The 23242-nt window shown below is 56.2% G+C and carries 20 protein-coding genes and 1 pseudogene; 11 read left to right on the forward strand and 10 right to left on the reverse strand.

All coding sequences use genetic code 11. The annotated features are described in order from the left end of the window. Positions 1-135: 135 nt before the first annotated feature. The 7 genes from EQV93_RS04585 to EQV93_RS04615 form a co-directional block, all read right to left on the reverse strand. On the reverse strand, positions 136-3198 hold the full coding sequence (locus EQV93_RS04585; RefSeq protein WP_122786200.1) for an efflux RND transporter permease subunit: 3063 nt from the start codon (positions 3196-3198) through the stop codon (positions 136-138). Continuing rightward, the gene (locus EQV93_RS04590) at positions 3195-4274 is read right to left on the reverse strand and encodes an efflux RND transporter periplasmic adaptor subunit (RefSeq protein WP_122786201.1); all 1080 of its coding nucleotides are present in this window, start codon (positions 4272-4274) and stop codon (positions 3195-3197) included. The genes EQV93_RS04585 and EQV93_RS04590 overlap by 4 nt, the downstream gene beginning before the upstream one ends. Next, positions 4271-5362: an efflux RND transporter periplasmic adaptor subunit gene (locus tag EQV93_RS04595; RefSeq protein ID WP_146385652.1), complete on the reverse strand. Its 1092-nt coding sequence runs from the start codon at positions 5360-5362 to the stop codon at positions 4271-4273. Before EQV93_RS04595 ends, EQV93_RS04590 begins: the two co-directional genes overlap by 4 nt. A gap of 129 nt (positions 5363-5491) precedes the next feature. After that, complete coding sequence (locus tag EQV93_RS04600; RefSeq protein ID WP_240890941.1) at positions 5492-6622, reverse strand: RHS repeat-associated core domain-containing protein; 1131 nt, start codon at positions 6620-6622, stop codon at positions 5492-5494. Between the two features lie 152 nt (positions 6623-6774). Next, positions 6775-7557: a MetQ/NlpA family ABC transporter substrate-binding protein gene (locus tag EQV93_RS04605; RefSeq protein ID WP_122786204.1), complete on the reverse strand. Its 783-nt coding sequence runs from the start codon at positions 7555-7557 to the stop codon at positions 6775-6777. 137 nt (positions 7558-7694) lie between these two features. Beyond that, positions 7695-8591 carry a sigma 54-interacting transcriptional regulator gene (locus tag EQV93_RS04610; protein ID WP_122786205.1) on the reverse strand — a complete coding sequence of 299 codons (897 nt, stop codon included), beginning with the start codon at positions 8589-8591 and terminating at the stop codon, positions 7695-7697. Between the two features lie 49 nt (positions 8592-8640). After that, positions 8641-9222 carry an alpha/beta hydrolase gene (locus EQV93_RS04615; protein ID WP_146425081.1) on the reverse strand — a complete coding sequence of 194 codons (582 nt, stop codon included), beginning with the start codon at positions 9220-9222 and terminating at the stop codon, positions 8641-8643. Positions 9223-9489: 267 nt separating this feature from the next. Here EQV93_RS04615 and rpiA point away from each other — a divergent pair, with 267 nt between their 5' ends. Then, the gene (rpiA, locus tag EQV93_RS04620) at positions 9490-10161 is read left to right on the forward strand and encodes a ribose-5-phosphate isomerase RpiA (protein ID WP_122786207.1); all 672 of its coding nucleotides are present in this window, start codon (positions 9490-9492) and stop codon (positions 10159-10161) included. Positions 10162-10379: 218 nt separating this feature from the next. Here rpiA and yihA read toward each other — a convergent pair whose 3' ends face one another. After that, complete coding sequence (yihA, locus tag EQV93_RS04625; RefSeq protein WP_122786208.1) at positions 10380-11033, reverse strand: ribosome biogenesis GTP-binding protein YihA/YsxC; 654 nt, start codon at positions 11031-11033, stop codon at positions 10380-10382. A 293-nt stretch (positions 11034-11326) separates the two neighbouring features. On the opposite strand from yihA, the pseudogene EQV93_RS22495 reads away from it, so the two are divergent. From EQV93_RS22495 to EQV93_RS04650, 6 genes and pseudogenes are all read left to right on the forward strand, one after another. Then, positions 11327-11451: pseudogene (locus EQV93_RS22495) on the forward strand (c-type cytochrome); the annotation flags it as partial. 45 nt (positions 11452-11496) lie between these two features. Beyond that, on the forward strand, positions 11497-12117 hold the full coding sequence (locus EQV93_RS04630; RefSeq protein WP_122786209.1) for a c-type cytochrome: 621 nt from the start codon (positions 11497-11499) through the stop codon (positions 12115-12117). 198 nt (positions 12118-12315) lie between these two features. Beyond that, positions 12316-12963: a thiol:disulfide interchange protein DsbA gene (dsbA, locus tag EQV93_RS04635; protein ID WP_146385646.1), complete on the forward strand. Its 648-nt coding sequence runs from the start codon at positions 12316-12318 to the stop codon at positions 12961-12963. 15 nt (positions 12964-12978) lie between these two features. After that, positions 12979-13857 carry an endonuclease/exonuclease/phosphatase family protein gene (locus EQV93_RS04640; protein ID WP_122786211.1) on the forward strand — a complete coding sequence of 293 codons (879 nt, stop codon included), beginning with the start codon at positions 12979-12981 and terminating at the stop codon, positions 13855-13857. Next, positions 13854-15857 (forward strand): diguanylate cyclase, encoded by a 2004-nt coding sequence (locus EQV93_RS04645; protein ID WP_240890942.1) that lies wholly within the window; start codon positions 13854-13856, stop codon positions 15855-15857. The genes EQV93_RS04640 and EQV93_RS04645 overlap by 4 nt, the downstream gene beginning before the upstream one ends. A gap of 76 nt (positions 15858-15933) precedes the next feature. Beyond that, positions 15934-16716 (forward strand): N-acetylmuramoyl-L-alanine amidase, encoded by a 783-nt coding sequence (locus tag EQV93_RS04650; protein WP_146425073.1) that lies wholly within the window; start codon positions 15934-15936, stop codon positions 16714-16716. Between the two features lie 13 nt (positions 16717-16729). On the opposite strand, the gene EQV93_RS04655 is transcribed toward EQV93_RS04650, so the two are convergent. Both EQV93_RS04655 and algB read right to left on the reverse strand, forming a co-directional pair. Continuing rightward, positions 16730-18517 carry an ATP-binding protein gene (locus EQV93_RS04655; RefSeq protein WP_122786214.1) on the reverse strand — a complete coding sequence of 596 codons (1788 nt, stop codon included), beginning with the start codon at positions 18515-18517 and terminating at the stop codon, positions 16730-16732. A 10-nt stretch (positions 18518-18527) separates the two neighbouring features. Further along, positions 18528-19874, reverse strand: a complete 1347-nt coding sequence (gene algB / locus EQV93_RS04660) for a sigma-54-dependent response regulator transcription factor AlgB (protein WP_122786215.1) — start codon at positions 19872-19874, stop codon at positions 18528-18530. A 420-nt stretch (positions 19875-20294) separates the two neighbouring features. Between algB and EQV93_RS04665 the strand changes: the two genes are divergently transcribed. From EQV93_RS04665 to gltP, 4 genes are all read left to right on the forward strand, one after another. Then, positions 20295-20594, forward strand: coding sequence for a hypothetical protein (locus EQV93_RS04665; protein ID WP_146385638.1), 300 nt, complete (start codon positions 20295-20297; stop codon positions 20592-20594). Positions 20595-20678: 84 nt separating this feature from the next. After that, positions 20679-20843, forward strand: coding sequence for a DUF1328 domain-containing protein (locus tag EQV93_RS04670; RefSeq protein ID WP_122786217.1), 165 nt, complete (start codon positions 20679-20681; stop codon positions 20841-20843). Positions 20844-20845: 2 nt separating this feature from the next. Further along, the gene (locus EQV93_RS04675; protein WP_122786218.1) at positions 20846-21310 is read left to right on the forward strand and encodes an inhibitor of vertebrate lysozyme family protein; all 465 of its coding nucleotides are present in this window, start codon (positions 20846-20848) and stop codon (positions 21308-21310) included. A 601-nt stretch (positions 21311-21911) separates the two neighbouring features. Beyond that, positions 21912-23231 (forward strand): glutamate/aspartate:proton symporter GltP, encoded by a 1320-nt coding sequence (gltP, locus tag EQV93_RS04680; RefSeq protein ID WP_122786220.1) that lies wholly within the window; start codon positions 21912-21914, stop codon positions 23229-23231. Positions 23232-23242: the final 11 nt, after the last annotated feature.

Genomic DNA, 23242 nt, shown 5'->3' on the forward strand with positions numbered 1-23242 from the left:
TAAAACCTGACGCAACAAGGTGCCTCATTTCGCGACCGCTTCTCGCTCGATCGCAGCCTTCGTCAGCGACTACAAGCGTCTACCAAATTGGGTGAAGCTTTGTGGAGCCTCAACCGACGGCTCCTGAAAGTCATCTCATGCATGCGCAGGCGGTGGGTTTTTGTTCTCCTTGATTTTGTACCAGGCCACATACAGCGCTGGCAGGAACAACAGGGTCAGCAAGGTGGCTGAGATGATGCCGCCGATCATGGCGTAGGCCATCGGCCCCCAGAACACGTCCCGAGCGATGGGGATCATGCCCAGGCTGGCGGCCGCTGCAGTCAGCAGAATAGGCCTGCGACGGTGCTGGGTGGCTTGCAGCACGGCGTGCCACGGGTCATAGCCGTCCCGTTCGTATTGGTCGATCTGGGTGACCAGAATCACCGAGTTACGCACGATGATGCCCACCAGCGCCAAGATCCCCAATATCGCCACGAAGCCCATCGGCGTACCGGTGGGCACGAGCGCCAGTACCACACCGATCAGGCCCAGCGGCGCGACACTCACCACGATGAACATTTTCTGCACGCTTTGTAGCTGGATCATCAGGAAAGTGGCCATCAGAAACAGCATCAAGGGCACCACTTTGGCGATAGGGCCTTGGGCTTTGGCGCTTTGTTCGACTGTACCGCCGGTTTGCAGGGTGTAGCCTTGCGGCAGGTTAGCGGCGAACTTATCGACCTCAGGTTTGAGCAGTGCGACCAGATCCGTCGGTTGGATTGAACCGCGCACCGAGGCCTTGAGGGTCAAGGTGGGGATGCGGTCACGGCTCCAGATCAGCGGCTGCTCCAGTTCATAGCGCACGGTGGCAAATGCCAGCAGCGGGATGGAGGTGCCGCTCGGGGTGGTGATCTGTAGGTTAAGCAGGGTTTGCGGGGTGTCGCGTTCATTGCCAATGGCCCGACCGACAATGTTGATCAGGTAGATATCGTCTTTGACCTGGCTCACGGCCGCGCCGCTGACAATACTGTTCATTACGTGCGCAACATCTTCGGACGACAGCCCGAACTGCCGGGCTTTGTCCTGGGCAATGTCGACACGCAGCACCTTGCCCGGTTCGTTCCAGTTAAAGATGGTTTCGCCCACGTTGGGGTTGGCGTCGAGTATCGAGGCCAGATCAAGAGAATACTTGCGCACCAGATCGACATTGCTGCCGCTGACCCGATATTGCAGGGGCTGCCCAACGGGCGGGCCCAATTCGAGTGTGTGCACAAAGCTGCCGACCCCGACGAAATCTTCGCGCAGGCGTTTGTTCAGGCGGTCCATCAGGGCATCGCGGCTTTCAAGCCCGGTGCTGACGATGACCAGTTGGGCGTAGAAGGGGTTTTGCAGTTGCTGGTCCAGTGGCAGATAGAAACGAATCGCCCCTTCGCCGATATAGGAGCTCCACCGCAGGATGTCCGGGTCACCCTTGAGGGTGTCTTCAAAGCGCTGGGTCACTTTGAGGGTTTCTTCAATCGAGGCATTTTGCGGCAGGTTCAGGTCGACCAGTATTTCCGGTCGGTCAGAGGCCGGGAAGAACTGGTTTTGTACAAACGTCATGCCGACTATCGACAGCACAAACATCAATACCGTCGCGGCAATGGTCCACCAGCGATTGCGCATGCACCACAACAGGCCGGTGTCGAAGGCCTGGGCCAGACGCCCCGGTTTTTCGGGTTTGGGTTTGACCTTGGCGCTGAGGATATGCACGCCCAGAACGGGGGCGAACAAGACCGCCACCACCCAGGAGACCAACATCGCGACGGCAATCACGGCGAACAGGGTGAAGGTGTATTCACCGGCCGAACTGTTGTTGAGGCCGATGGGCACAAAGCCGGCCACCGTGACCAAGGTGCCGGTGAGCATCGGAAACGCCGTGGAATGGTAGGCGAATGTCGCAGCCTGTTCCTTGGTTTCGCCCAGTTCGAGCCGCGTGATCATCATTTCTACCGTGATCATCGCGTCGTCCACCAGCAGGCCCAGGGCGATGATCAGTGCCCCCAGCGACACACGCTGCATGGCAATCCCGGTGAACTCCATGAACACGAACACCAGGGCCAGCACCAAGGGAATCGAAATGGCGACCACCAGCCCTGCGCGCAGGCCCAGGCTGATAAAGCTCACGGCCAGTACGATGATCACGGCTTCAAACAGTGCACTGGTAAAGCCGCTCACGGCCACCTCAACCACTTGCGCCTGATCGGACACCATGTGCACGTCTACGCCTACCGGCAGTTCTGCGGTCAGGTCGTTGATGCGTTGTTGCAGTTGTTGGCCGAACTCCTGGATGTTGCCGCCATCGACCATGGCAATGGCCAGCCCGATGGCAGGTTTGCCGTTGTAGTGGAACATCGGCGTGGCCGGGTAGACGTAGCCGCGGCTAATGTCTGCTATGTCGGCCAGTCGATAAAAGCGGTCGTTGACCCGCAGGTTGACCGCCTCAAGGTCGGCCACGCTGTGAAATTGGCCCGAGGTGCGCACTGACATGCGCTCCGGCCCCGCTTCGATAACACCCGCCGGGGTCACGGCATTCTGTGCCTGCAGGCTTTCGAGTACCTGTTGCTGATCGAGGCCCAGTGCGGCCAGTTTGCGGGTGGAGAAATCCAGGTAGAAGGTTTCGTCCTGCTCACCGATGGTCATGATCTTGCCGCGGTTGGGCACGTCGCGAATGCCTGTGCGTACCTTTTCGACGTAATCGCGCAACTGGCGCATGGTGAAGCCATCGCCGGTAAAGGCGAAGATGGTGCCGTACACATCACCGAATTCATCGTCGAATCCAGGGCCTTGAATGCCTTGGGGGAAGTCGCCGCGAATATCGCCGATTTTTTTGCGCACCTCGTACCAGATATGCGGAATGGCATCCGCTTTAGTGGTGTCTTTGAGGAACACAAACACTGTCGATTCGCCCGGCCGTGTGTAGCTTTGCACGTAATCGAGCGAATCCAGTTCTTCGAGCTTTTTCTCGATGCGATCAGTGATTTGCAGGCGTGTCTCATCGACCGTAGCGCCCGGCCATTTTGCCTGGATCACCATGGTTTTGATGGCGAAGGAAGGGTCTTCTGCGCGGCCCAGATTGATGTAAGAAAAGATCCCGGCAACGGCGGCCATAAACATCAGATACCAGACAAAAGACTGATGTTTGAGCGCCCACTCGGACAGGTTGAACTTCCCATTCATTGCGCGCTTTCCTTATCGAGTTTGACGGTCTGTCCAGGCTTAAGGCTGTGTACGCCGTAGCTGACCACGTAATCGCCGTCTTTCAGTCCCCCTTCCAGCAGCACGGTTTTTGGACCGCGGCGCAGTATGTTGACGTTCTGCGGGGTAACGGTATAGGTGGTTTTGTCGATGATCCACACGCGGGCGTGACCGTCAGTTTCTTGCACGGCAGTGAGCGGCAATGAGTAGTGTTGGGCAATCGGTGAGCTGACGGTCACACTGACCGAGCTGCCCAAACGAAAGGCTGGCGGCGTTTGATCCAGAGTCAGGCGCGTACGCCGGGTGCGGGTGGCGCTGTCGGCTTGCGGAGCGATTTCTCGCACATGGGCCAGCGTGTTGACGTCAGGGTCGAGCTGACCGGCGACGCGGAACTCGATACCTTTGGGTAGCGCTTCGGCCAACGGCCCCGGTAGATCAATCACCGCTTCCTTGATTTCAGGGCGGGCCAGTGTGACCACCGACTCACCGACGCTCACCACTTGCCCGGCCTCAGCCTGCCATTGAGTGATGACGGAGTCATGATCAGCGCGCAGGTTGCAGTAGCTGAGCTCGTCCTTGGCCTGATTGACGGCCGCCTGGGCTTGCTGCACCGAGGCTGCCGTGGTTTTGAGATCTGCTTGCGCCGTGTCCAGTTGCGCCTGAGCGCCCACACCTCGGTCAAACAGCTCTTGCTGGCGGCGGGCGTTGGCTTGGGCGTTGATCAACTGGGCCTGCACTTTAGCCAGATCGCCTTGGGCTGCACGCAACTGATTCTGCTGATCGGTGGGGTCGAGGTTAGCCAGAATATCGCCCTCTTTGACCACCGCCCCGACATCGTAATTACGCCGCACGATGCGGCCCGGCACCCGAAAGCCCAGGGTGCTCTCGTAGCGCGCTTCGATCGTGCCGGCAAAGCGTCCCAGGTTGTCGATGAGCAAGGGGTGCGCCACGACATACAACGCTGGACGAACAGGCTCAGGCGCTTCTTTTTCAGAGCAGCCCAGCAGTATGGCCGCGAGCGGCAGCAGCCATAACGGGTGGCGGGAAATACGGCTCATAATTGCGTCCCCTGTGCCGGAAGGGGGGCAACTTCAACCTTCATGCCGGGGTGTAACAATTGACCGCCTGCGACCACGACGTTTTCTCCATCCTTGAGGCCCTCGCTGACAATCACGCTGCCGGTCAGGTAGCGACCGACTTTGACGCGCTGGAGCCGCACATTGTTTTGCGCATCGGTAATCCACACGGCAGGTTCGCTGACGTCTTTGGTCAAGGCAGACCACGGCAACTCGATGCTGGGGCTTGGGTGCGGGGTGAGGTTAACGGTCACTATTGAGCCCAAATCCATGCCTTTGGGCAGTGCGTCCAGCTGCACCTTGATTTGCAGGGTGCCACTTTGTGCCGACACCGTTGGGGTGATTTCGCGAATCTGGCCTTTCACGGTAATGGCCGGGTTGCTCAGCAACGTGACCTGCACGGTGGGGTCTTTGGGCGGTTCGATAAACAGCGATTCATACACGTTGAACACCGCGTCGCGGGCGCCATCCCGGGCCAGGGTGTAAATCGGCATGGTGGCTTGCACCACCTGCCCGACTTCGGCCTGACGCGCCGTAATCACCCCCGGCGCCTCCGCTTCCAAATCAGCGTAACTGAGTTGTTCGCGGGCGTTGGCCAGTTGCGCCTGCGCCGCAGCCAACGCGCTTTTTGCACTCAGTTGGGCCGCATTGGCCGCATCGTATTCGCTTTGGCTGGTGTAGCCTTTGGGCAGCAATTTTTGCTGGCGAATAAACGCAGCGCGGGTTTGCACCACTTGGGCTTGTTGCGCATTGACCCCAGCTTGCGCGGTTTCGACCTGGATTTTCAGGTCTTTGGGGTCAAGGCGGGCCAACACCTGATGGGCCTGGACATGGTCGCCCACATCCACCTTGCGTTCGATAATCTTGCCACCCACGCGAAAGGACAGTTGGGTTTCAACCCGCGCTTGAATATCACCGCTGAGCTGAATGGGGGGCGCAAGCTCGCGGGTGCTCACTTGCTGCACATACACCCGTGGTGCCAGCGGTGCTTGGGGGCCTTCCTTGCTGCACGCTGTCAGGAATACCAACAGGCTCAAGCCCAAAATGCTCGTCTTCAGTGGACCCGCCATGCAAGCTCCTTTGCGTGATGCTGATTAACATTCCGATACGACTGACAGCGTAGAACAGGGTTCAGTAACTGTGTGACTCTTATTGGCGCTGGCCTTGAACTGAAGTAGCGGGTTTGGTGTAGGGGCACATCAAATTGAATCGCGTCTGACAAGGCCGCTTTTGGTTGTGATTTGTTTTTTACTGCTCGGTATCATTTCGAACATCTTTCTGTTTTGCTTCACGATAACGTCACTCAGGAGTTGGCTCTGGGACGGTGCAGAAGCAAGCGTATTTGAACCACTGTAATTGGATGCCGTTTCCGACCCTGATGATGTGGCGGACAGAGGAGTGTCAACGGTAGGGGGGTTGCTCGAAGAGGTACTTATGTTTGAATTCGAATTCGAATTCGAACCGATTTTAATATTGGCCAACTTCCGCTGACGCCGAGCATTCATCACACCGAGGCGGGTCCCATATGCGGAAAGTCCAAGCCCCGACAAAGCCAAAATGGTAGTCGCAATAACCATACCGCTTTTACCCGTTTCTTCTCCTGCGGCCCCCATTGAGAGTCGAGTAACCCCGACCAAACCGCCAGAGATAGTCAGCGCCGAGCCGGCGACCTTTGCCGCCACAGCGGTACTGAGCCGGGTTGTTTTCATTGCGCGCGCGGCTTTTAGAGTGGCGTACATACCCAGGCTGCCCCCCAATACACCGACCACGCCCAGGCCCGCGATAAGAATATCGTTAAGAGACGCCCGGCCACTGGGATCGGACCGATTAACAGGGTCTGCCGCACAATAAGCGTAAGCATTCAGGCCGCCTGCATCGAAAGGGCTCAATTGGTCAGGGCTGTTGAAACGCATCAGATGCGGGTTATAAGCACGATGCCCTTTACCCAGATGATAGTGCCCGGTGAGCGGGTCAGGTCGCTCGCCGTTAAAGCCTGGCAAACCGTTCACCCCTTCCTGCATGTGATGGTGCCCAAAAGGCGTGAACGCTTGCCGGCGCACTTCTGAAAGGCTAACCGAATGTAAAACACTGCACTGGCGGTTGGTGCTCAAAAGCGTTGTCTCACACGACTGATTGTCGACGTACGTCTGCGCCAACAATTGATTTTTTGCGTGCATCAACGAACGGGTTACGCCCCCTTCCTTCTCGGTAATCAGACGCTCGTGATTATAGAAAAACTGCTCATTTTTTAGGTGTCCTGTGTGTGCCTCCGTGAGCCGGTCAAGCGGGTCGTAGGCGTAGGTTTTTATCAATCCGTTTCTTTGGGCCATGATGGCGACTCCTCACGTAATAGAGCTGTAGAGTCGACCTGCGGCCAAAAATTGACTACCTGTTGAAAGAGGTAGGTAGTTTTGCAGACAACAAAAAAAACGCCGACAGCAATAACAATGCTGTCGGCGTTTTCAGTGACGTGCGGGGTAATTTAGAACGCTGGGAACACCGCGCCGTCGTATTTTTTTGCAATAAACGCTTTTACTTCAGGGCTGGTCAGCGCCTTGGCCAGCTTTTGTATTGCAGCGCTGTCCTTGTTATCGGGGCGAGCCACCAGGAAGTTTACGTATGGCGAGTCCGCGCCCTCGATAATCAATGCATCTTTGCTCGGCTTCAGACCGGCATCCAGTGCGTAGTTAGTGTTGATCATGTCTAGATCAACCTGGTCGAGTACGCGCGGCAGCATGGCGGATTCAAGTTCTTTGAACTTGAAATTGTGCGGGTTCTTGGCGATGTCCCTTGGCGTAGAAACAGCGTTAGTCGGATCTTTAAGTTCGATCAAACCGGCTTTTTGCAGAAGAATCAAAGCGCGGCCGCTGTTGCTGCCTTCATTAGGGATGGCGATCGTTGCGCCATCGGGCAGTTCAGCCAGACTTTTGTATTTTTTCGAGTAGCCACCGAACGGTTCTACGTGAACGCCGATCACTGTCTCAAGATCTGTGCCTTTACCTTTGTTGAAGCTGTCCAGGTAAGGCTTTGTCTGAAAATAGTTGGCGTCCAGGTGCTTCTGAGCGAGCTGCACATTGGGCTGCACGTAATCAGTGAACACCTTGATTTCCAGGTCAACGCCTTCTTTGGCGAGGGTCGGCTTGATCAGCTCAAGGATTTCGGCGTGCGGAACCGGGGTCGCAGCCACTACCAGTTTTTCGCCCGCTTGCGCCAGGCCTGCCGTTAAAGCAGCCGCCAATGCGGTAAACAACAGAACCTTTTTCATGCAATGCCCTTAAGTCAGTGACCGCTTGATTGACGGTTTTTTTGGAAGACGAAGCGGACAATACCGAGAATCTTTATTCCCGAACAATAATATTTATTCAGCTCGTTATTCCATTTTGTTCACTTGCCTTTTGGCACTCAAGCCAGCAATTTTTTCAGAGCCGCCAATTCCTGCGCAGTCGCCCCCTGGACGAAGGCTTCAATCTGGCTGAGCGAATCAGGCAGGTTTAAATGCTCCGGCAAAATCTCATCGCCCGTGCTCACCAGCAACGCAAAATGAATCACATTTTCCAGCTCCCGGGTATTGCCCGGCCAACTATGACGCTCCAGCACACGTTGTGCGCTGTCAGTGATAAATGGCACGGGCAGGTTCAAGCGCTGGCTGTAGATGCCCAAAAAGTATTCGGCCAACGACATAATATCGCCCACCCGCTCACGCAAGGCCGGCAAGTCTAGACGGCCTTCACTGAGGTAGTGGTACAAGCGTTCGTGGAACTTGCCAGCCTTTACTGCTTGCGCCAGATCGATGCTGGTAGCGGCCACTAGACGCACATCCACCGGGTTGGGATGGTGGGCCCCTACCCGCGTCACTTCATGAGTTTCAAGCGCGGCGAGCAGTTTGACCTGAATGGCCTGTGGCAAATCGCCGATTTCATCCAGGTACAAAGTGCCGCCATTGGCAGAGCCGAACCAGCCCGCGCGGCTGCTGGCCGAACTGGTGTGCGCCCCCGGGGCGTAGCCGAACAGCTCCGCGTCAGCGTAAGTCGGGCTGATTGCCCCGCAATTCACTGAAACAAACAGACCTGTACGGTCGCTGGCCCGGTGAATGTGCCGGGCGAGCAGTTCCTTGCCGCTGCCGGTTTCTCCGCGTATCAACACGGGCAGCGCACGCGGCGCTAAACGCTCCAGGTCGTCGCGCAACTGACGCGAGCGCGGATCGACAAACACCAGTGCCTTGGCGCGGATGCTCAGTGGGCTTTTTTCAGCGTCGGGAAAGGTCAGCAATGGCTGGCCAAAGGTTTCGTGCAGGCTCATGGCAGGCTCCCGCCCGCCGCCGTAGGGTGGGCGCGGGCGTTACTAAAAATTACGCGCGGCGCAGGGCGTCGTGCTCGATGCGGGTTTGCAGGTGGTAAAGGTATGCGAACCCTTGCTCCCAGCGTTGATGCCCGGATTTGACGTTGATATGACCGGCGCCGCTGATAATTCCGATCTTGGCACCCCATTGCTGAGCGAATTCCATTGCCCGGGTGGCGCTGACGGCAGCGTCGTTGTCGGAGCTGACAATCTGGCTGGGAAACGGCAACCGTTGAGCAGGGATCGGTGCAAAGTTACGCAAGGCCGGGGCACAGGTGGGTCGTTCGACATCGGCCGGGGCCACCAGCAATGCCCCGCGTACCTGACTGATCTGGCTGGCAGGCGCACGCTGGGCCCAATGCGCGACAGTGATGCAGCCCAAGCTATGGGCAATCAAAATGACCGGCGTGCTGTCGCAGGCGATGGCCTCGGCGAGTGCTGCAACCCAGTCTTCGAGGCGCGGGGTCAGCCAGTCGGCCTGCTCCACACGGGCACTGTTCGGCAAGCTGTTTTGCCAGTGGGTTTGCCAATGATCGTCAGACGAACCTTGCCAGCCCGGCACTATCAGATAGCGAATCGACTCGTTTCCCATGGGGGGCGCCTCCTGCTGTTGGTGTGTTACCGAGTCAGTATAGGGACGCTTTTTAGATTCGCTAAGGAATAAGAAGCTATTTGTTAATAACCAAAAAGTCATTAATTGGGGCTGATACTTCCTTCAGTCTTTAGAGGCTGGTATCAGTCGAAAGGTTTTCACCTCTTCTGTGGATAACTGCTAATCGGCACCTATTGGGGCATTTGATCCCGTGCACATCACCGTATAATGCGCGCTTTCTGTTTTCAGTCCCGCTCCGGAGCCCGTATGACTCAAGATCAACTCAAGCAGGCCGTTGCCCAGGCTGCTGTCGACTTCATCCTTCCAAAGCTGGATGACAAGAGCGTCATTGGTGTCGGTACCGGCTCCACGGCCAACTGCTTCATTGACGCCCTGGCGTTGCACAAAGGTGCATTCGACGGCGCAGTGGCCAGCTCTGAAGCGACCGCTGCACGTCTCAAAGGCCACGGCATTCCCGTATACGAATTGAACACCGTCACTGACCTGGAGTTTTACGTTGATGGGGCCGATGAAAGCGACGAACACCTGAACTTGATCAAAGGCGGGGGCGCAGCTCTGACCCGCGAAAAGATCGTCGCGGCGGTGGCCAAAACATTTATCTGCATCGCGGATGCCAGCAAGCTGGTGCCTGTATTGGGCGCATTCCCGTTGCCGGTAGAAGTGATTCCCATGGCCCGCAGCCACGTGGCCCGTGAGCTGGTCAAGCTGGGCGGTGACCCGGTTTACCGTGAAGGCGTGGTGACAGACAACGGCAATATCATCATTGACGTGTTCAACATGCAGATCACCAACCCGGTGGAGCTGGAACGTCAAATCAACAACATTGTGGGTGTTGTTACCAACGGCCTGTTTGCGGCCCGTCCGGCTGATTTGCTGCTGCTGGGTACACCTGAGGGGGTCAAAACCCTCCGCAAGTAACAGGCAGCGAGCTCTGGCGGCGAAATTATTTTCTGCCCCAAGGAACTAAATCTGCCCAACACGACTCAGATTTTTTGAATGGCTGCTGAAGCCCTTCAATGCTCCTAATGTTGTGTTAAGTGTTGGCAGATTGCTGGACCACGCCCTAGCGGTCCAGCACTTGAACCCCGAACTTCTCCCCCAATACGAAGTCCGGGGTTTTTTTTGCCTGCAATTTCTTACTCTGCCGTCTCTTCAACCAGCTCTTCGCCCTTGTTGGGCAGCTCCATCCAGCGAGCCAGCACGGTGTAAGCCTCTTCGAGGCCCATGCGCTTTGGCGTGGAGAACAGCTGGATAGTGACGGCGTCGCCCCACTGTTTGCGGATATCAGACTGGATTTTGAGCAGCGTATTTTTCGCAGCGCCGTACGTCAGTTTGTCGGCCTTGGTCAGCAAAATATGCATCGGCATGCCGCTGGAAACTGTCCAGTCGAGCATCAACAGGTCGAAATCTGTCATTGGATGACGGATGTCCATCATCAAAATCACGCCTTTGAGGCTTTCGCGGCTGCCAAAATAGGCTTCAAGGTGACGCTGCCAGTGCAGCTTCAACGGGATAGGCACCTTGGCGTAGCCGTAACCCGGCAAGTCAACCAGGCGACGTTCTTCGTCCAGTTTGAAGAAGTTGAGCAACTGGGTACGGCCTGGTGTTTTCGAGGTGCGGGCCAGGCTGGCGTGCGTCAAAGTGTTGAGTGCGCTGGACTTGCCGGCGTTGGAACGCCCGGCAAACGCGACTTCATAACCTTCGTCGTCAGGGCATTGCTCCACTTTGGCAGCGCTGAGCATAAAGGTAGCCTGTTGGCACAGACCGAGAATGGGGTTCTTGAGTTGCATGGGATTTCCGATGTGAGCGGCGTCAGGAAGGGACGCGGCGAGCGTGTCGTTTCCGTTTCAGTGGCGCCAGTATATAATGCCGCAGATTTTGTGTGTGCTTTGTCCCAGCGCAGGATGAAGTACGCGGGAGCAAAAATCATGTTGCGCATTAGAACGCAGCCAGCTCCCCGTGTCTTGATGCCATTTGTCAGCATTGAGGCTACACCGCAATCGGAGACCGTGCTCAACCGCGTTAATTTGTCTGCCATGCAGGTCTGTTTGTAGCCCTTTAACCGGCGCACGCCATGTTCAAGCAAGGTACGCAGACGCTGTTACAGCGCGTGACTCAGGGTTTCAAGGCGATGCCGCCGCGTGAAGTGTGTGCATGGACCGCTGTGCCGAGGATTACCGAAGATTCATCCTCTGGATGACAGAGTAAGCCCGGCCACAACTCTTTAACCCTTAGCCGTAGTTGGATTAGCTGATGAACAAATTATTCGTGAGTCTGCTGTTGACCTTTGGCGTGACCGGTATGGCTCAAGCGGCAAGTGCCGCCATTGTGGGCGATGCATCAGCCGGCCAGGCAAAAACCGCCGTATGTGGTGCCTGTCATGGCCCGGACGGCAATAGCGCGGCCCCCAACTTTCCGAAACTCGCAGGGCAAGGTGAACGCTACCTGCTCAAGCAACTGACCGACATCAAGGATGGCAAGCGTCAGGTGCTGGAAATGACCGGTCAGCTGACCAACCTGAGCGAGCAGGATCTTGCGGACATCGCCGCGTATTACGCCAAACAGAAAAACTCGGTCGGTGCTGCTGACCCGAAACTGGTTGAGCGCGGCCAGGCGCTGTTCCGCGGTGGCGACTTAAGCAAAGGCTTACCCGCATGCACGGGCTGCCATTCGCCAGATGGCGTAGGTAATGCACCTGCCGGCTTCCCGCATCTGGGAGGCCAGCACGCCGACTACATCGAGAAACAGCTCATTGGCTTTCGCGAAGGCGACCGCACCAATGACGGCGACTCTATGACCATGCGCAGTATTTCAGCCAAGCTGAGTAACAAGGACATCAAGGCGCTGGCCAGTTACATTCAAGGTCTGCACTGAAGCTTGAACGGGCGTCAGCGCCAATGGCCAGTGCTTTTGGCGACGTTAACGATCGTTTAATGTATGACTGTGAACCTGAAAGGGCAGCTTAGGCTGCCCTTTTTCGTACCATCTACCGCTACACTACCGAACTCAAGTTATAACAGGCCTGTCAGACAGGTCACGTTGAAGCGACTTCACTATGTCCAGGAGTAAAGCATGCGTAACCTGATTCTCAGCGCCGCTCTCGTCAGTGCCACTCTGTTTGGCATGACCGCTCAAGCTGCAGATGTACCGCTCGAAGCGGGTAAAACATACATTGAGCTGAACAGCGCTGTACCCGTTGCCGTGCCCGGCAAAATCGAAGTGGTCGAGCTGTTCTGGTACGGCTGCCCCCATTGCTACGCTTTTGAACCCGTCGTTAACCCTTGGGCCGAGAAACTGCCTTCTGATGTGAATTTCGTCCGCCTGCCCGCTATGTTTGGCGGCCCGTGGGACGCACACGGTCAAATGTTCCTGACCCTTGAAGCCATGGGCGTTGAGCACAAGGTACATGCGGCAGTTTTCAACGCTATCCAGAAAGAAGGCAAGCGTCTGACCGACAAGGAAGAAATGGCTGATTTCCTGGCCACTCAGGGCGTCGATAAAGCAAAGTTCTTGCAGACCTTCGACTCGTTTGCGATCAAAGGTCAGATTGTCAAAGCCAAAGAGCTCGCCAAGAAATATGAAATTTCAGGTGTGCCAACCATGGTCGTTGACGGCAAATACCGCTTTGACCTCGGCACGGCGGGTGGTCCTGAGCAGGCTTTGAACGTCGCTGATCAATTGATCGCCAAAGAGCGCGCAGCCAAAGCGGCTACAAACTAAGCGGCGCCCTTCTCTATGCGCCGCTGGAGAAGCGAACGAATCGTTGGCCTGCACGAAGCGCAGGTCAATGAGGATCATCTGGCAACCAGCGTGTTGCCGGATGATCGACGTTTACGGCTGCTCAGTTTCAATATTCAGGTTGGTAACAGCACGCAAAGTTACCGCCATTATCTGACCCGCAGCTGGCAGCACGTGCTGCCACACAAAGGGCGCACCAGTAACCTGGATAAAATAGGCGACTTGCTGAGCGACTTTGATCTGGTGGCCTTGCAAGAAGCGGATGGCGGCAGCCATCGATCTGGCTACGTCAATCAGGTGAAGTACCTTGCCCAGCAGGGTGAATTCCCCTATTGGTATCAACAACTCAATCGCAACCTCGGTCGCTTGGCCCAACATAGCAACGGCGTGCTCAGCCGGCTGCGTCCTTCCGCGATTGAAGATCATCCCCTGCCCGGCCCTGCGGGTCGTGGTGCCATTTTGGTTCGTTTTGGTGAAGGTCCAGATGCGTTGGCCGTGGTGATCATGCACTTGGCGCTGGGTACCAAAACACGAACGCTGCAACTGGCCTATATCCGCGAGCTGGTGAGCGGCTATCAGCATCAGGTGCTGATGGGCGATATGAACACCCATGCCGCAGACCTGTTACAAACATCACCTTTACGCGACCTCGGTTTGCTGGCGCCGCAATTGGAAGCCACCTTCCCCAGCTGGCGGCCCCAGCGTTGCCTTGACCATATTTTGCTCAGCCCCAGCCTGACGCTTGAACGCGTGCAGGTATTGGATCAACCCATTTCTGACCATTTGCCTGTGGCGGTTGAGATTCGCCTGCCCGGTACTGTGGGCATCGATTCGTTGCCCGTGGTAAGCCCGACTGGCAATGAGCCACTTGCATGACCGCCGACGACGCCAAGCGCTGGAAAGAAAAGTACCTTAAAAGTATCGAGCAACAAGAAAAGCTTGAACGGCGCTGGAATGCCCGTCTCGACTTGCTGCGCCGTGGTCTGGTGCGCAGCACACTGGCCGCCGAGGGCACAGACCGTACCGTCGACCAGTGCATGAAAGAGATGCGCGAAGCCGTGCGTACGGATGACATGGACGCTGCACTGGCGGCTTTGCTGCCGCGTCTCGAAAAGGCCGTGCTCGACTCCGAGCAGCGTCGCGAAACCCGTGTCGAGCAAGTCAGCACCGCGCTCACTACCTTGGTCACCCAACTGCAAGCCATGCCGCTGCCCCGAGAAGTGAGCAAGCCGTTAAAGGCTTTTGCCAAGCAGCTCGACAGCCGGGTGACCCAAGCGCGTGAAATTCCCCTGTTGCTTGGCGAGCTCAGCCACTTGCAAGGTTTGGTGCTGGGGCGGCAGGTGCACGAGCCCGAGCCCGTCAAGCCAGGGTTGTTGCAACGGCTGTTCGGGGCTAACGAGGCCGAAAAGCCGTCGTCCGAGCCTGCTCCAGTTCGTGAAGTCGCCTCCCCCCAGTCTTCTGCTGTCAGGGACCCCGGCGAGCCTGTGCTGGTCCTCAACGATGCCATTCCTGACGAGCAGCAACCTGCTGATGAAGAAGACAGCCCCACGTCATTGGACGTTCAGCGGCTGCCTGAGCAGCCGTTGGCCACGCCAGAACCAGGTGTACCGGAAATAGGTGCTGAGCAAGCCCCAAAGGACGCACGAGCGCCTGATGTGGAGCAACCTGAAGCACTCAGTAGCCTGACTGAACCGCAGATCGACAGCGCAGCCCATGAAATCGGCGAGACCTCTGCACTGGCCGATCCAGACACCGTCTATGCCTTGCCCGAAACCCCCGAGCCATCCTACAGCTCGGTTGCCCTGCATATTGAGTCCACTCTGCTCGGGTTGCTCACCGATCTGTCGCTGCCCGAGCACCACCGGCCGCAAGCAGAGGCATTGCGATCTCGTCTCGAAAAAGGCCTTAACTGGTACGAATTGCTGCCTGTTCTCGACGATCTTGCCGTTTTGATGTTGGCCGTGAACGACAGTGGTCAGCATGAATTCGAGGCTTACCTGAAGCAGCTCAATGGGCGTCTGGAGGTCTTCCAGAACAACCTGCAAGCGGCTAGCGAAGGCCACGCAGAAGGACGCAGCGCTGCCGCTGACCTGCATGACCAGTTGCGTGAACACGTCGACGGGTTGCAAAGCAGCGTGCAAGACGCCGTCGACCTGCCGAGTCTCAAGCATTTACTGGAGAATCGTCTTGAAGGGCTGCTGGGCACGCTGGACCAGCACCGCCAGCAACGGGACGCGCGTGAACAAGAGGTCGCGGCACATCTGCACGGGCTGGCCGAACGCGTGGTGCAAATGGAACAGCAGGCCCAAAGTTATCGTGATCACCTCGAAGAGCAGCGTAAGAAGGCTTTGATCGACCCGCTTACCGGTTTGCCTAATCGTGCCGCCTGGGCTGAGCGCCTGGCGCAGGAAGTCGCTCAGTGGCAAGCCCGCGGCACTCCTCTGCTGATCGCCATGCTCGACCTTGACCACTTCAAGCGCATCAATGATGGGTACGGCCATTTGGCGGGTGACAAGGTGCTCAAAATCATTGCGGCTCAACTGCGCAAACACCTGCGGGCAGGGGACTTTATGGCCCGGTTTGGCGGCGAAGAGTTTGTGCTGTTAATGCCGGGCACTGCACTGGATGAGGGCACTGTACTCGCCGAAAAGTTGCGGGCTGCAATCGAAGCCTGCCCGTTCCACTTCAAAGGCGAGCCGGTCACCATTACCGTTTCAATCGGTGTATCAGCGTTCAAAGCGGGTGACCGCAGCGAACGAGTGCTCAAACGGGCCGACGAAGCGCTCTATCAGGCCAAATACAAAGGCCGAAATTGTGTCGAGTCGATTTCCGGCAAGGTAGAACATCCCACCGACGAGCAGCGCACTGCGTTTTAAAGGCATTCGGTGTCAGATACGGACAGGATCAGTAAGGTATGCTGGCCCATTAACATTTTCCTGTGTTGCCTCTGCCATGAAATTACCTGCGCTTCTCATGTCTCTTGCCCTGCTGGCTGGCTGTGCCAGTGGGCCTCGTATGGATACCAGCCATCCTTCGGCCAATCAGGACAGTCGAGTGCAGTTTGTGGTGCTTCATTACACCTCAACATCGCTTGAGCACTCGTTGCAACTACTGACGACAGGCCCTGTCAGCAGCCATTACCTGATTGGCGATACGCCACCCACGATTTACAAGCTGGTGGATGAAAACCAGCGGGCCTGGCACGCCGGTGAAAGCCAATGGAAAGGCCGTACCTGGCTCAACTCCAGTTCCATTGGTATCGAGATCGTCAATAAAGGCTATCGAGATACACCCAACGGGCGGGTCTGGTATCCCTACACCGAAGGGCAGATTCAAGCGCTGATCGAGCTGCTCAAAGACATTTCGACGCGCTACAAAATCGATCCGCAAAACATCATTGGCCACAGTGATATTGCGCCACTGCGCAAGCTTGACCCCGGCCCGCTTTTTCCGTGGAAGCGATTAGCACAAGCGGGCTTTGGTGTTTGGCCGAATGAACAGGCCGTTGCCCGCGAGCAAGCACGATTTGCCCGCGAGATGCCTGGCATCACCTGGTTTCAGCAACAGTTGGCGCTATTGGGCTACGAAACCCCACAGACGGGTGAGCTGGATGTGGCTACCCGTCATGTGCTGGCTGCCTTCCAGATGCATTTCCGGCCCTCGAAATTCGATGGCACTCCGGATGCTGAAAGTGCAGCCATTTTGAGCGTGCTCAACACTCAAAATAGCCGATGAGCTGCCCCACAGGCTATAGCGCCAGGGCCATGTAGAACTGCGTGCCCTGGCCCGGGCGGGAGTACACACCAATACGCCCGCCATGCAGCTGCACAATCTCTTTGCACAGCGCCAGGCCAAGCCCTGCGCCGCCTTTTTTACGGCCCACCTGAACGAAGGGCTCGAATATGCGCCCTTGCTGGCCATAGGCAATGCCTTCGCCATTGTCTTCGATACTGATAATGACCCGCTCGCCATGACGCCGAGCTTGTAGGCGGATGTGCCCGCCGCTTGGGGTATGGCGCAGGGCGTTTTCCAGCAGGTTATCCAGCACTCGATCCAGCTGTGCCCGATCGGCGTTAAGTGCAGGCAAGGGTTGTTGCAGGTCGATCTGGATATCTATCAGCTTGCTTGCAGCATCTTCGGCGAAACGCTCGCGTGTCTCAGTGAGCATTTGCTCAATGTCACAGGGTGCCACCGACAACTTTTGCATGCCGTTTTGATAGCGGGAGAAATTCAGCAAATCATTGATGAGTTGCATGAGCCGCTGCATTTCTTCGCTGACCGTGTTCAACAGATCCAGCTCGCGGGACTGCGGGTCAAAGCGCGCGCGCTCCATAAAAAGCCCAAACGCCATATGCATGCCTGTCACCGGTGTGCGTAACTCATGAGAGGCGCGCAACACAAACTCACTGCGCACACGCTCAAACGCGCGCTGCTCAGTCACGTCATGCAACACCATGACCGCGCCCAGAATGGGGCCTTTAGGTTGGCTCACAGGTGTGAGGCTGTAGGTCAGCAGTCGATTTTCACCTTCAATCACCACGCTCAAATCGTCAGGCGCGCGCTCTAGGCTACCGCCACGTAAAACGGTGCTGAGTTGCTGGTCCAGCTCCGGACGGCTGAAGGCTTCGCCCAGTGATTGGCCGTGAAGCGCTTCAGTCCAGGCTAATTGACGTTGAGCCACGGGGTTCAATAATTCCAGGCGACCTTGCGGATCAACCATCAACAAGCCGTCATTAATGCTGTCGAGCACGGCTTGAAGCCGTTGCTGGCCAGCCAGTAACTCATCGACATTGGTCGCCTGATGTTGTCGCAAAGCCTCGGCCATGATTCCGAAACGCCGTGTCAGCAGGTTCATTTCGGCGGCTGAAGAGAGTGGCAGTACCACTTCAAAATTGCCCTTACCTATATTGTCAGCCGCTTTGGCCAGCGCTTCGATCGGTGCGCCAAAGCGCCGGGCGATGCCATGAGCGGTAATAAAACCGATGATCAATACCGCAAGGCCGATAAGCCCCAGCAATAAGGCAATGATCAGCGCGCGGTCACGGGCCGCTGCCTGCGCGTTGTAGATGTTATTGAGTGCCTGGCGATGTTCGGCAATCAAGCCGTTGCGCAATTGATTGAAGCGATTGGTGAGTTCGCTGTCAGAACTCAGGTCCAGCGTATTGCGCTGCGCTTCATCCAGGGCGGTTAAAAAGTTTTCGTAATCGATACGGGCCTGGGCAAAGCCGCTGTGCAGATTGTTATTGCGCTCGTGTTCAATACCCTCGTCCAGCAATGCCAGATATTGGCGCGTTGCGGCTTGTAACGCCTGAGGGTCCTCGTGATTGCGCAACAGCAAGATGAGGTGATCACCCAGGGTTTGACGCAGCTTGAGGCCCAAATCAAGGGTGACGGTGTTATTGCGGATCAGTAATTCCTGGGTCTTGGCCATTTGCATCACGCTGACGACGCCGAGCCCTAGCCCGAGCAGCGCCACCGTGATTAATGCCGAGATGCTGAGAAATAACCGGGTACGTAATTTGATCGCCAGTTTCATCGCAGCGAGCTCACAAGTTGTACTGCTTGCGCTTGCGATAGAGCGTAGAAGCATCAATGCCCAAGGTTTTGGCGGCCTGATCGAGCGTCTCACTGGTGGCCAGCACGGCGCCGATGTGAGCTTTTTCAAGCTGGTCGAGGCTCAATGCCGCGCCGATGCGCGGGGTGTTTGGCACCGTCTGTTCGGCCATGCCCAAGTGGCTGATTTCTACCACCTCTTGAGGGCAAATAATGCTCGCGCGCTCCACCACGTTGCGCAGTTCGCGGATATTGCCCGGCCAGCGGTAATTGGCCAGCGCCAGACGCGCTGCTTCGCTGAAGCCTCGAGCGGGGCGGGCATATTCTTTAACGAAACGGGCCAGGAAGCGGTCGGCCAAGGTCAAGATGTCTTCACTGCGCTCGCGCAGCGGTGGCAGGTGCAAGGTGATGACATTCAGGCGATAGAGCAAATCTTCGCGGAAACGGCCATCACGCACCATGTCTTCAAGGTTAAGGTTGGTGGCGGCCAGAATGCGCACATCGGCATTGCGGGTCACGGGGTCACCCACGCGCTCATACACCTTGTCCTGAATAAAGCGCAGTAGCTTGGGCTGTAATGTCAGTGGAAAGTCGCCAATTTCGTCCAGAAACAACGTGCCACCGTCCGCCTGATTAACCCGGCCCAACGTGCTTTCGCTGGCGCCGGTGAACGCACCGCGGGTGTGCCCGAACAGTTCGCTCTCCATCAGTTCTGCGGTCAATGATGGGCAATTGATCGTGGTGCAGGCTTTTTTAGCCCGTTTGCTCCAGCTGTGAATGGCCTTGGCCAGTTCGCCTTTACCCGTACCGGACTCACCCAGGATCAAAATATTCGCATCCGTACCGGCCACCTGACGGGCGGTCTCCAGCACCGCCATCATGGCCGGGCTATGCGAATCGAGCCCTTCTTTGGGCTTACGGATCTCACCTTCAAGGGCTTCAAGACGTGCTGACAGTTGGCGCACTTCCAGCTGTTTGGCGGTGGCCAGGCGCAACTGGTCAGGGCTGCACGGTTTAACCAGATAATCTGCCGCGCCGGCCTGAATAGCATCGACAGCGGTATCCACAGCCGAATGAGCAGTGACGATCACCACCCGCATCCACGGTGCTTGAATGCGCATCTGAGCCAGAACATCCAGGCCATTGTCTTCACCCAGGCGCAAGTCCAGAAAGCACAGGTCAAACACCTGGCGTTGCAACAGCGCTTCGGCTTGAGCCGCACTGCTGGCAGTGGCGACGGTATAGCCCTCGTCTTCGAGGCAATAGCGGAATGTGCGCAGGATGGCGGACTCGTCGTCGACCAGCAGAATGCGGCCCTGTTTCTCTTTGGCTGATTCCATGTCCGGCCTTCCTCAATAAGTGATCTTCGTTAGTGTCGGAATAATCGGGCAAGTTGCATGATTTTTCAGGATTGTTTGGAGGCTAGCAGGGAAGAGGTGCCCCTGCATTCCATAACATGCTGATTTTGAACAATTAAGTACCTATACCAGATTTTTCGTTTGAAGCATGTCCCACGTTTATCCCGGATCTTCTTTTATTGCACCGCACGAGTCGTGCAGAACGCACGACCGATCTTTCAGGCATCGTGCAGGATGAGCGTTATCTCGTTCGATATCTCTCCGTAAGTCATTGATATATATAGATTTTATATTTATACAAAACTTGGCATGTGCCCTGCAATACACAGTTATGAGGTTGTTAAGCGGGTTATCGCTGACGACCTCCCCCTTTATTAACCACCGATTGGCAGGAGTTTGAGCATGAATCGTCAAGGTTTCGCCAGCATGCGTATTTCTTCGCGGCATCTTCAACAGGGCCTGTTCGCCAGCCTGACGTTGATGGTGACGCTGATCGGTGGTCAGCAATATGCACGCTGGGAGCAAGCGCAGGCGCCTGACGCCTCTTACTCCGTGATCAATAAGCAGCAGAAGCATTTCACCGCGATCAAATCCAATGCCTTGGTCACTCGGGTATATGACGCCGGTCGATTCAATCTGGCTGCGGTTGAAGACACGCAAATTGCCAATTCCCAACCTGTGCAGGAACGTTGGGTGTTTTAAGTGTTCACAACCTTGAGACCCTGGTTGGGGCCTCAAGTAGCAAAACTGGCTTTACCCTTTCGTACACCAATAAGGAGAATCACCATGTTGAGTTGGGCAATTACCTTCCTGATTATCGCCATCATCGCTGCTGTCCTGGGCTTCGGTGGTATTGCAGGCACCGCGACCGGCATCGCCAAGATTCTCTTTGTCGTGTTCCTGGTAATGTTCGTGGTGTCCTTCATCTTTGGCCGTCGCGGTAAAGGCTGAGTATGTTCAGCCTCTCTTATAAGGCAATGGTTGCCGCCCTGTTGATGGGCGGCAGTACCATGGCCCTGGCCGATAATGCAGGCCAGTCGCATGCTAACCAGCTACTTAATGACCCTGAATACCGGCAGGCCTGGCAGCAAGTCGTGAAAAAGGAAGAACGCCTCCCTGAGTGGGTGATCAACCTTTCAGGCAGTGCCGAGCAAATGACAGCGGTCACAGAGGATGGAGACCGATACCTGGTCGGTCCTTTATGTGAAACCGCGCAAACGTGTCTCAACAAGCGTTTGATCGTGGCTGTCAGCTTTGATAAGAAACATGCCTACGCGATGTTGGTAGAGGTGCCCGCAGGTTTACCTGCTGACAAGTCGCCGACGCGTCATGCCGATTATCGTTTTTTGGGCGAGCCGGATGAAGGTATCCAGGTGTTGCTTAAAGAGCAGCTGAAGAAAGACCCCAACTGGTATTAACCGGTGACACAGAGCGGGCAGGGCAATACGTTGCGATAAGCGGTTTGTTGGCTATCGCAACGATTGTTCCGGCGTTCAAACCGTACGTTGCAGTCATCCGTTTTCAGCTTTCTGCCCCTCTCGTAACCCTCCTAATCCCTTCTGCCAGTTGATTTTTTTTCATTCTGAATGTGGCTCGGGCAGGGGTGAGAAACGTCGACCGTATATCGACTATCCTTAAAATCATTTCTTCTGCATTTCCGATTTGTGTTGTCAGATATTTCTGATGACTGAGCTTGAAATTTACCCTCCCAGCACTACATAAAAGACCTTGAAACAGCCGGTGTACGGCGCTTATGTCGTCTACTATTACCAATCTGACCTCTAGGTCCATAAGCTCTTGTCTGACAATGTCCATGCCGATTCGGCATAGGGTAGGCGTTTACGGCATTAGACGGTTTACTCCTGCATGGGAATAGTTGCGCCTTTTTTCGCCTGCCAAAGAGCCAGTATGGTTCGTTTTGGGCGACCTTCTACGGGGGTGGAAGCATCTGCTTTTTTCGCTTTCTGAGCGCTCTAGCTTGTGCTTCTGCCCGAGTCCACTTGAAGTAAGGGTAATGACATGAAGAAGGCAAAACTTAGCCTCGCCTGGCAGATCCTCATAGGTCTGGTCCTCGGGATTGCAATCGGCGCGCTGCTCAACCATTTCAGTGCTGAAAAGGCCTGGTGGATCAGTAACGTTCTGCAACCTGCAGGCGATATCTTTATCCGTCTGATCAAGATGATCGTGATCCCAATCGTGATTTCTTCACTGGTTGTCGGGATTGCAGGCGTGGGGGATGCGAAGAAGCTTGGTCGTATCGGTTTCAAAACCATCATTTACTTCGAGGTCGTGACCACCATCGCGATTCTGGTCGGTCTGGTGCTTGCCAATGTGTTCCAGCCTGGTGCCGGGATCGACATGAGCACCCTGGGTACGGTCGATATTTCGAAGTACGCAGCCACCGCTGCCGAGGTCACCCATGAACATGCGTTCATCGAGACCATCCTTAACCTGATCCCCTCGAACATCTTCGCGGCCATGGCTCGCGGTGAAATGTTGCCGATCATCTTCTTCTCGGTGCTGTTCGGTCTTGGCTTGTCCAGCTTGAATGCTGAGTTGCGCGACCCGCTGGTGAAAACCTTCCAGGGCGTGTCTGAGTCAATGTTCAAAGTGACACACATGATCATGAACTACGCACCCATTGGTGTGTTTGCGCTGATCGCTGTCACCGTAGCCAACTTCGGCTTCGCTTCGCTGGTGCCGCTGGCCAAACTGGTGGTACTGGTTTACGTCGCAATTCTGTTCTTCGCGTTTGCAGTATTGGGCTTGATTGCAAAGCTGTTCGGCTTCTCTGTCCTCAAGCTGATGCGTATTTTCAAGGATGAGCTGGTACTGGCTTACTCCACCGCCAGCTCTGAAACCGTGCTGCCGCGTGTCATCGAGAAGATGGAAGCCTACGGCTGCCCGAAAGCGATCTGTAGCTTTGTGGTGCCGACTGGCTACTCGTTCAACCTTGACGGTTCGACGCTCTACCAAAGCATTGCAGCGATCTTTATCGCCCAGTTGTATGGCATTGACCTGTCGATCAGCCAGCAACTGCTGCTGGTACTGACCTTGATGGTGACCTCCAAAGGCATCGCCGGTGTACCGGGTGTGTCCTTTGTGGTGCTGCTGGCCACCTTGGGCAGTGTGGGTATCCCGCTGGAAGGCCTTGCCTTTATCGCCGGTGTCGACCGTATCATGGACATGGCCCGTACCGCGCTGAACGTGATTGGTAACGCGTTGGCCGTACTGGTTATTTCCCGCTGGGAAGGCATGTACGACGAGGCCAAAGGCGAACGCTACTGGAACTCGCTGCCGCACTGGCGCAGCAAGCAAGCCCTGCCAAAAGGCGAATAATCGCTTAAGGC

This window comes from Pseudomonas sp. TMW22091 (assembly GCF_022496705.1).
In the GTDB taxonomy this organism is placed as follows: Bacteria; Pseudomonadota; Gammaproteobacteria; order Pseudomonadales; family Pseudomonadaceae; genus Aquipseudomonas; species Aquipseudomonas saxonica.

What these genes read in the sequence shown, in the direction of transcription:
- EQV93_RS04650 (WP_146425073.1), top strand. Translation starts at nt 15,934, where the DNA reads ATGAAATTACCTGCGCTTCTCATGTCTCTTGCCCTGCTGGCTGGCTGT.
- algB (WP_122786215.1), bottom strand. Translation starts at nt 19,874, where the DNA reads ATGGAATCAGCCAAAGAGAAACAGGGCCGCATTCTGCTGGTCGACGAC.
- dsbA (WP_146385646.1), top strand. Translation starts at nt 12,316, where the DNA reads ATGCGTAACCTGATTCTCAGCGCCGCTCTCGTCAGTGCCACTCTGTTT.
- EQV93_RS04610 (WP_122786205.1), bottom strand. Translation starts at nt 8,591, where the DNA reads ATGAGCCTGCACGAAACCTTTGGCCAGCCATTGCTGACCTTTCCCGAC.
- EQV93_RS04600 (WP_240890941.1), bottom strand. Translation starts at nt 6,622, where the DNA reads ATGGCCCAAAGAAACGGATTGATAAAAACCTACGCCTACGACCCGCTT.
- EQV93_RS04605 (WP_122786204.1), bottom strand. Translation starts at nt 7,557, where the DNA reads ATGAAAAAGGTTCTGTTGTTTACCGCATTGGCGGCTGCTTTAACGGCA.
- EQV93_RS04595 (WP_146385652.1), bottom strand. Translation starts at nt 5,362, where the DNA reads ATGGCGGGTCCACTGAAGACGAGCATTTTGGGCTTGAGCCTGTTGGTA.
- rpiA (WP_122786207.1), top strand. Translation starts at nt 9,490, where the DNA reads ATGACTCAAGATCAACTCAAGCAGGCCGTTGCCCAGGCTGCTGTCGAC.
- gltP (WP_122786220.1), top strand. Translation starts at nt 21,912, where the DNA reads ATGAAGAAGGCAAAACTTAGCCTCGCCTGGCAGATCCTCATAGGTCTG.
- EQV93_RS04630 (WP_122786209.1), top strand. Translation starts at nt 11,497, where the DNA reads ATGAACAAATTATTCGTGAGTCTGCTGTTGACCTTTGGCGTGACCGGT.
- EQV93_RS04645 (WP_240890942.1), top strand. Translation starts at nt 13,854, where the DNA reads ATGACCGCCGACGACGCCAAGCGCTGGAAAGAAAAGTACCTTAAAAGT.
- yihA (WP_122786208.1), bottom strand. Translation starts at nt 11,033, where the DNA reads ATGCAACTCAAGAACCCCATTCTCGGTCTGTGCCAACAGGCTACCTTT.
- EQV93_RS04655 (WP_122786214.1), bottom strand. Translation starts at nt 18,517, where the DNA reads ATGAAACTGGCGATCAAATTACGTACCCGGTTATTTCTCAGCATCTCG.
- EQV93_RS04670 (WP_122786217.1), top strand. Translation starts at nt 20,679, where the DNA reads ATGTTGAGTTGGGCAATTACCTTCCTGATTATCGCCATCATCGCTGCT.
- EQV93_RS04640 (WP_122786211.1), top strand. Translation starts at nt 12,979, where the DNA reads ATGCGCCGCTGGAGAAGCGAACGAATCGTTGGCCTGCACGAAGCGCAG.
- EQV93_RS04665 (WP_146385638.1), top strand. Translation starts at nt 20,295, where the DNA reads ATGAATCGTCAAGGTTTCGCCAGCATGCGTATTTCTTCGCGGCATCTT.
- EQV93_RS04590 (WP_122786201.1), bottom strand. Translation starts at nt 4,274, where the DNA reads ATGAGCCGTATTTCCCGCCACCCGTTATGGCTGCTGCCGCTCGCGGCC.
- EQV93_RS04615 (WP_146425081.1), bottom strand. Translation starts at nt 9,222, where the DNA reads ATGGGAAACGAGTCGATTCGCTATCTGATAGTGCCGGGCTGGCAAGGT.
- EQV93_RS04675 (WP_122786218.1), top strand. Translation starts at nt 20,846, where the DNA reads ATGTTCAGCCTCTCTTATAAGGCAATGGTTGCCGCCCTGTTGATGGGC.
- EQV93_RS04585 (WP_122786200.1), bottom strand. Translation starts at nt 3,198, where the DNA reads ATGAATGGGAAGTTCAACCTGTCCGAGTGGGCGCTCAAACATCAGTCT.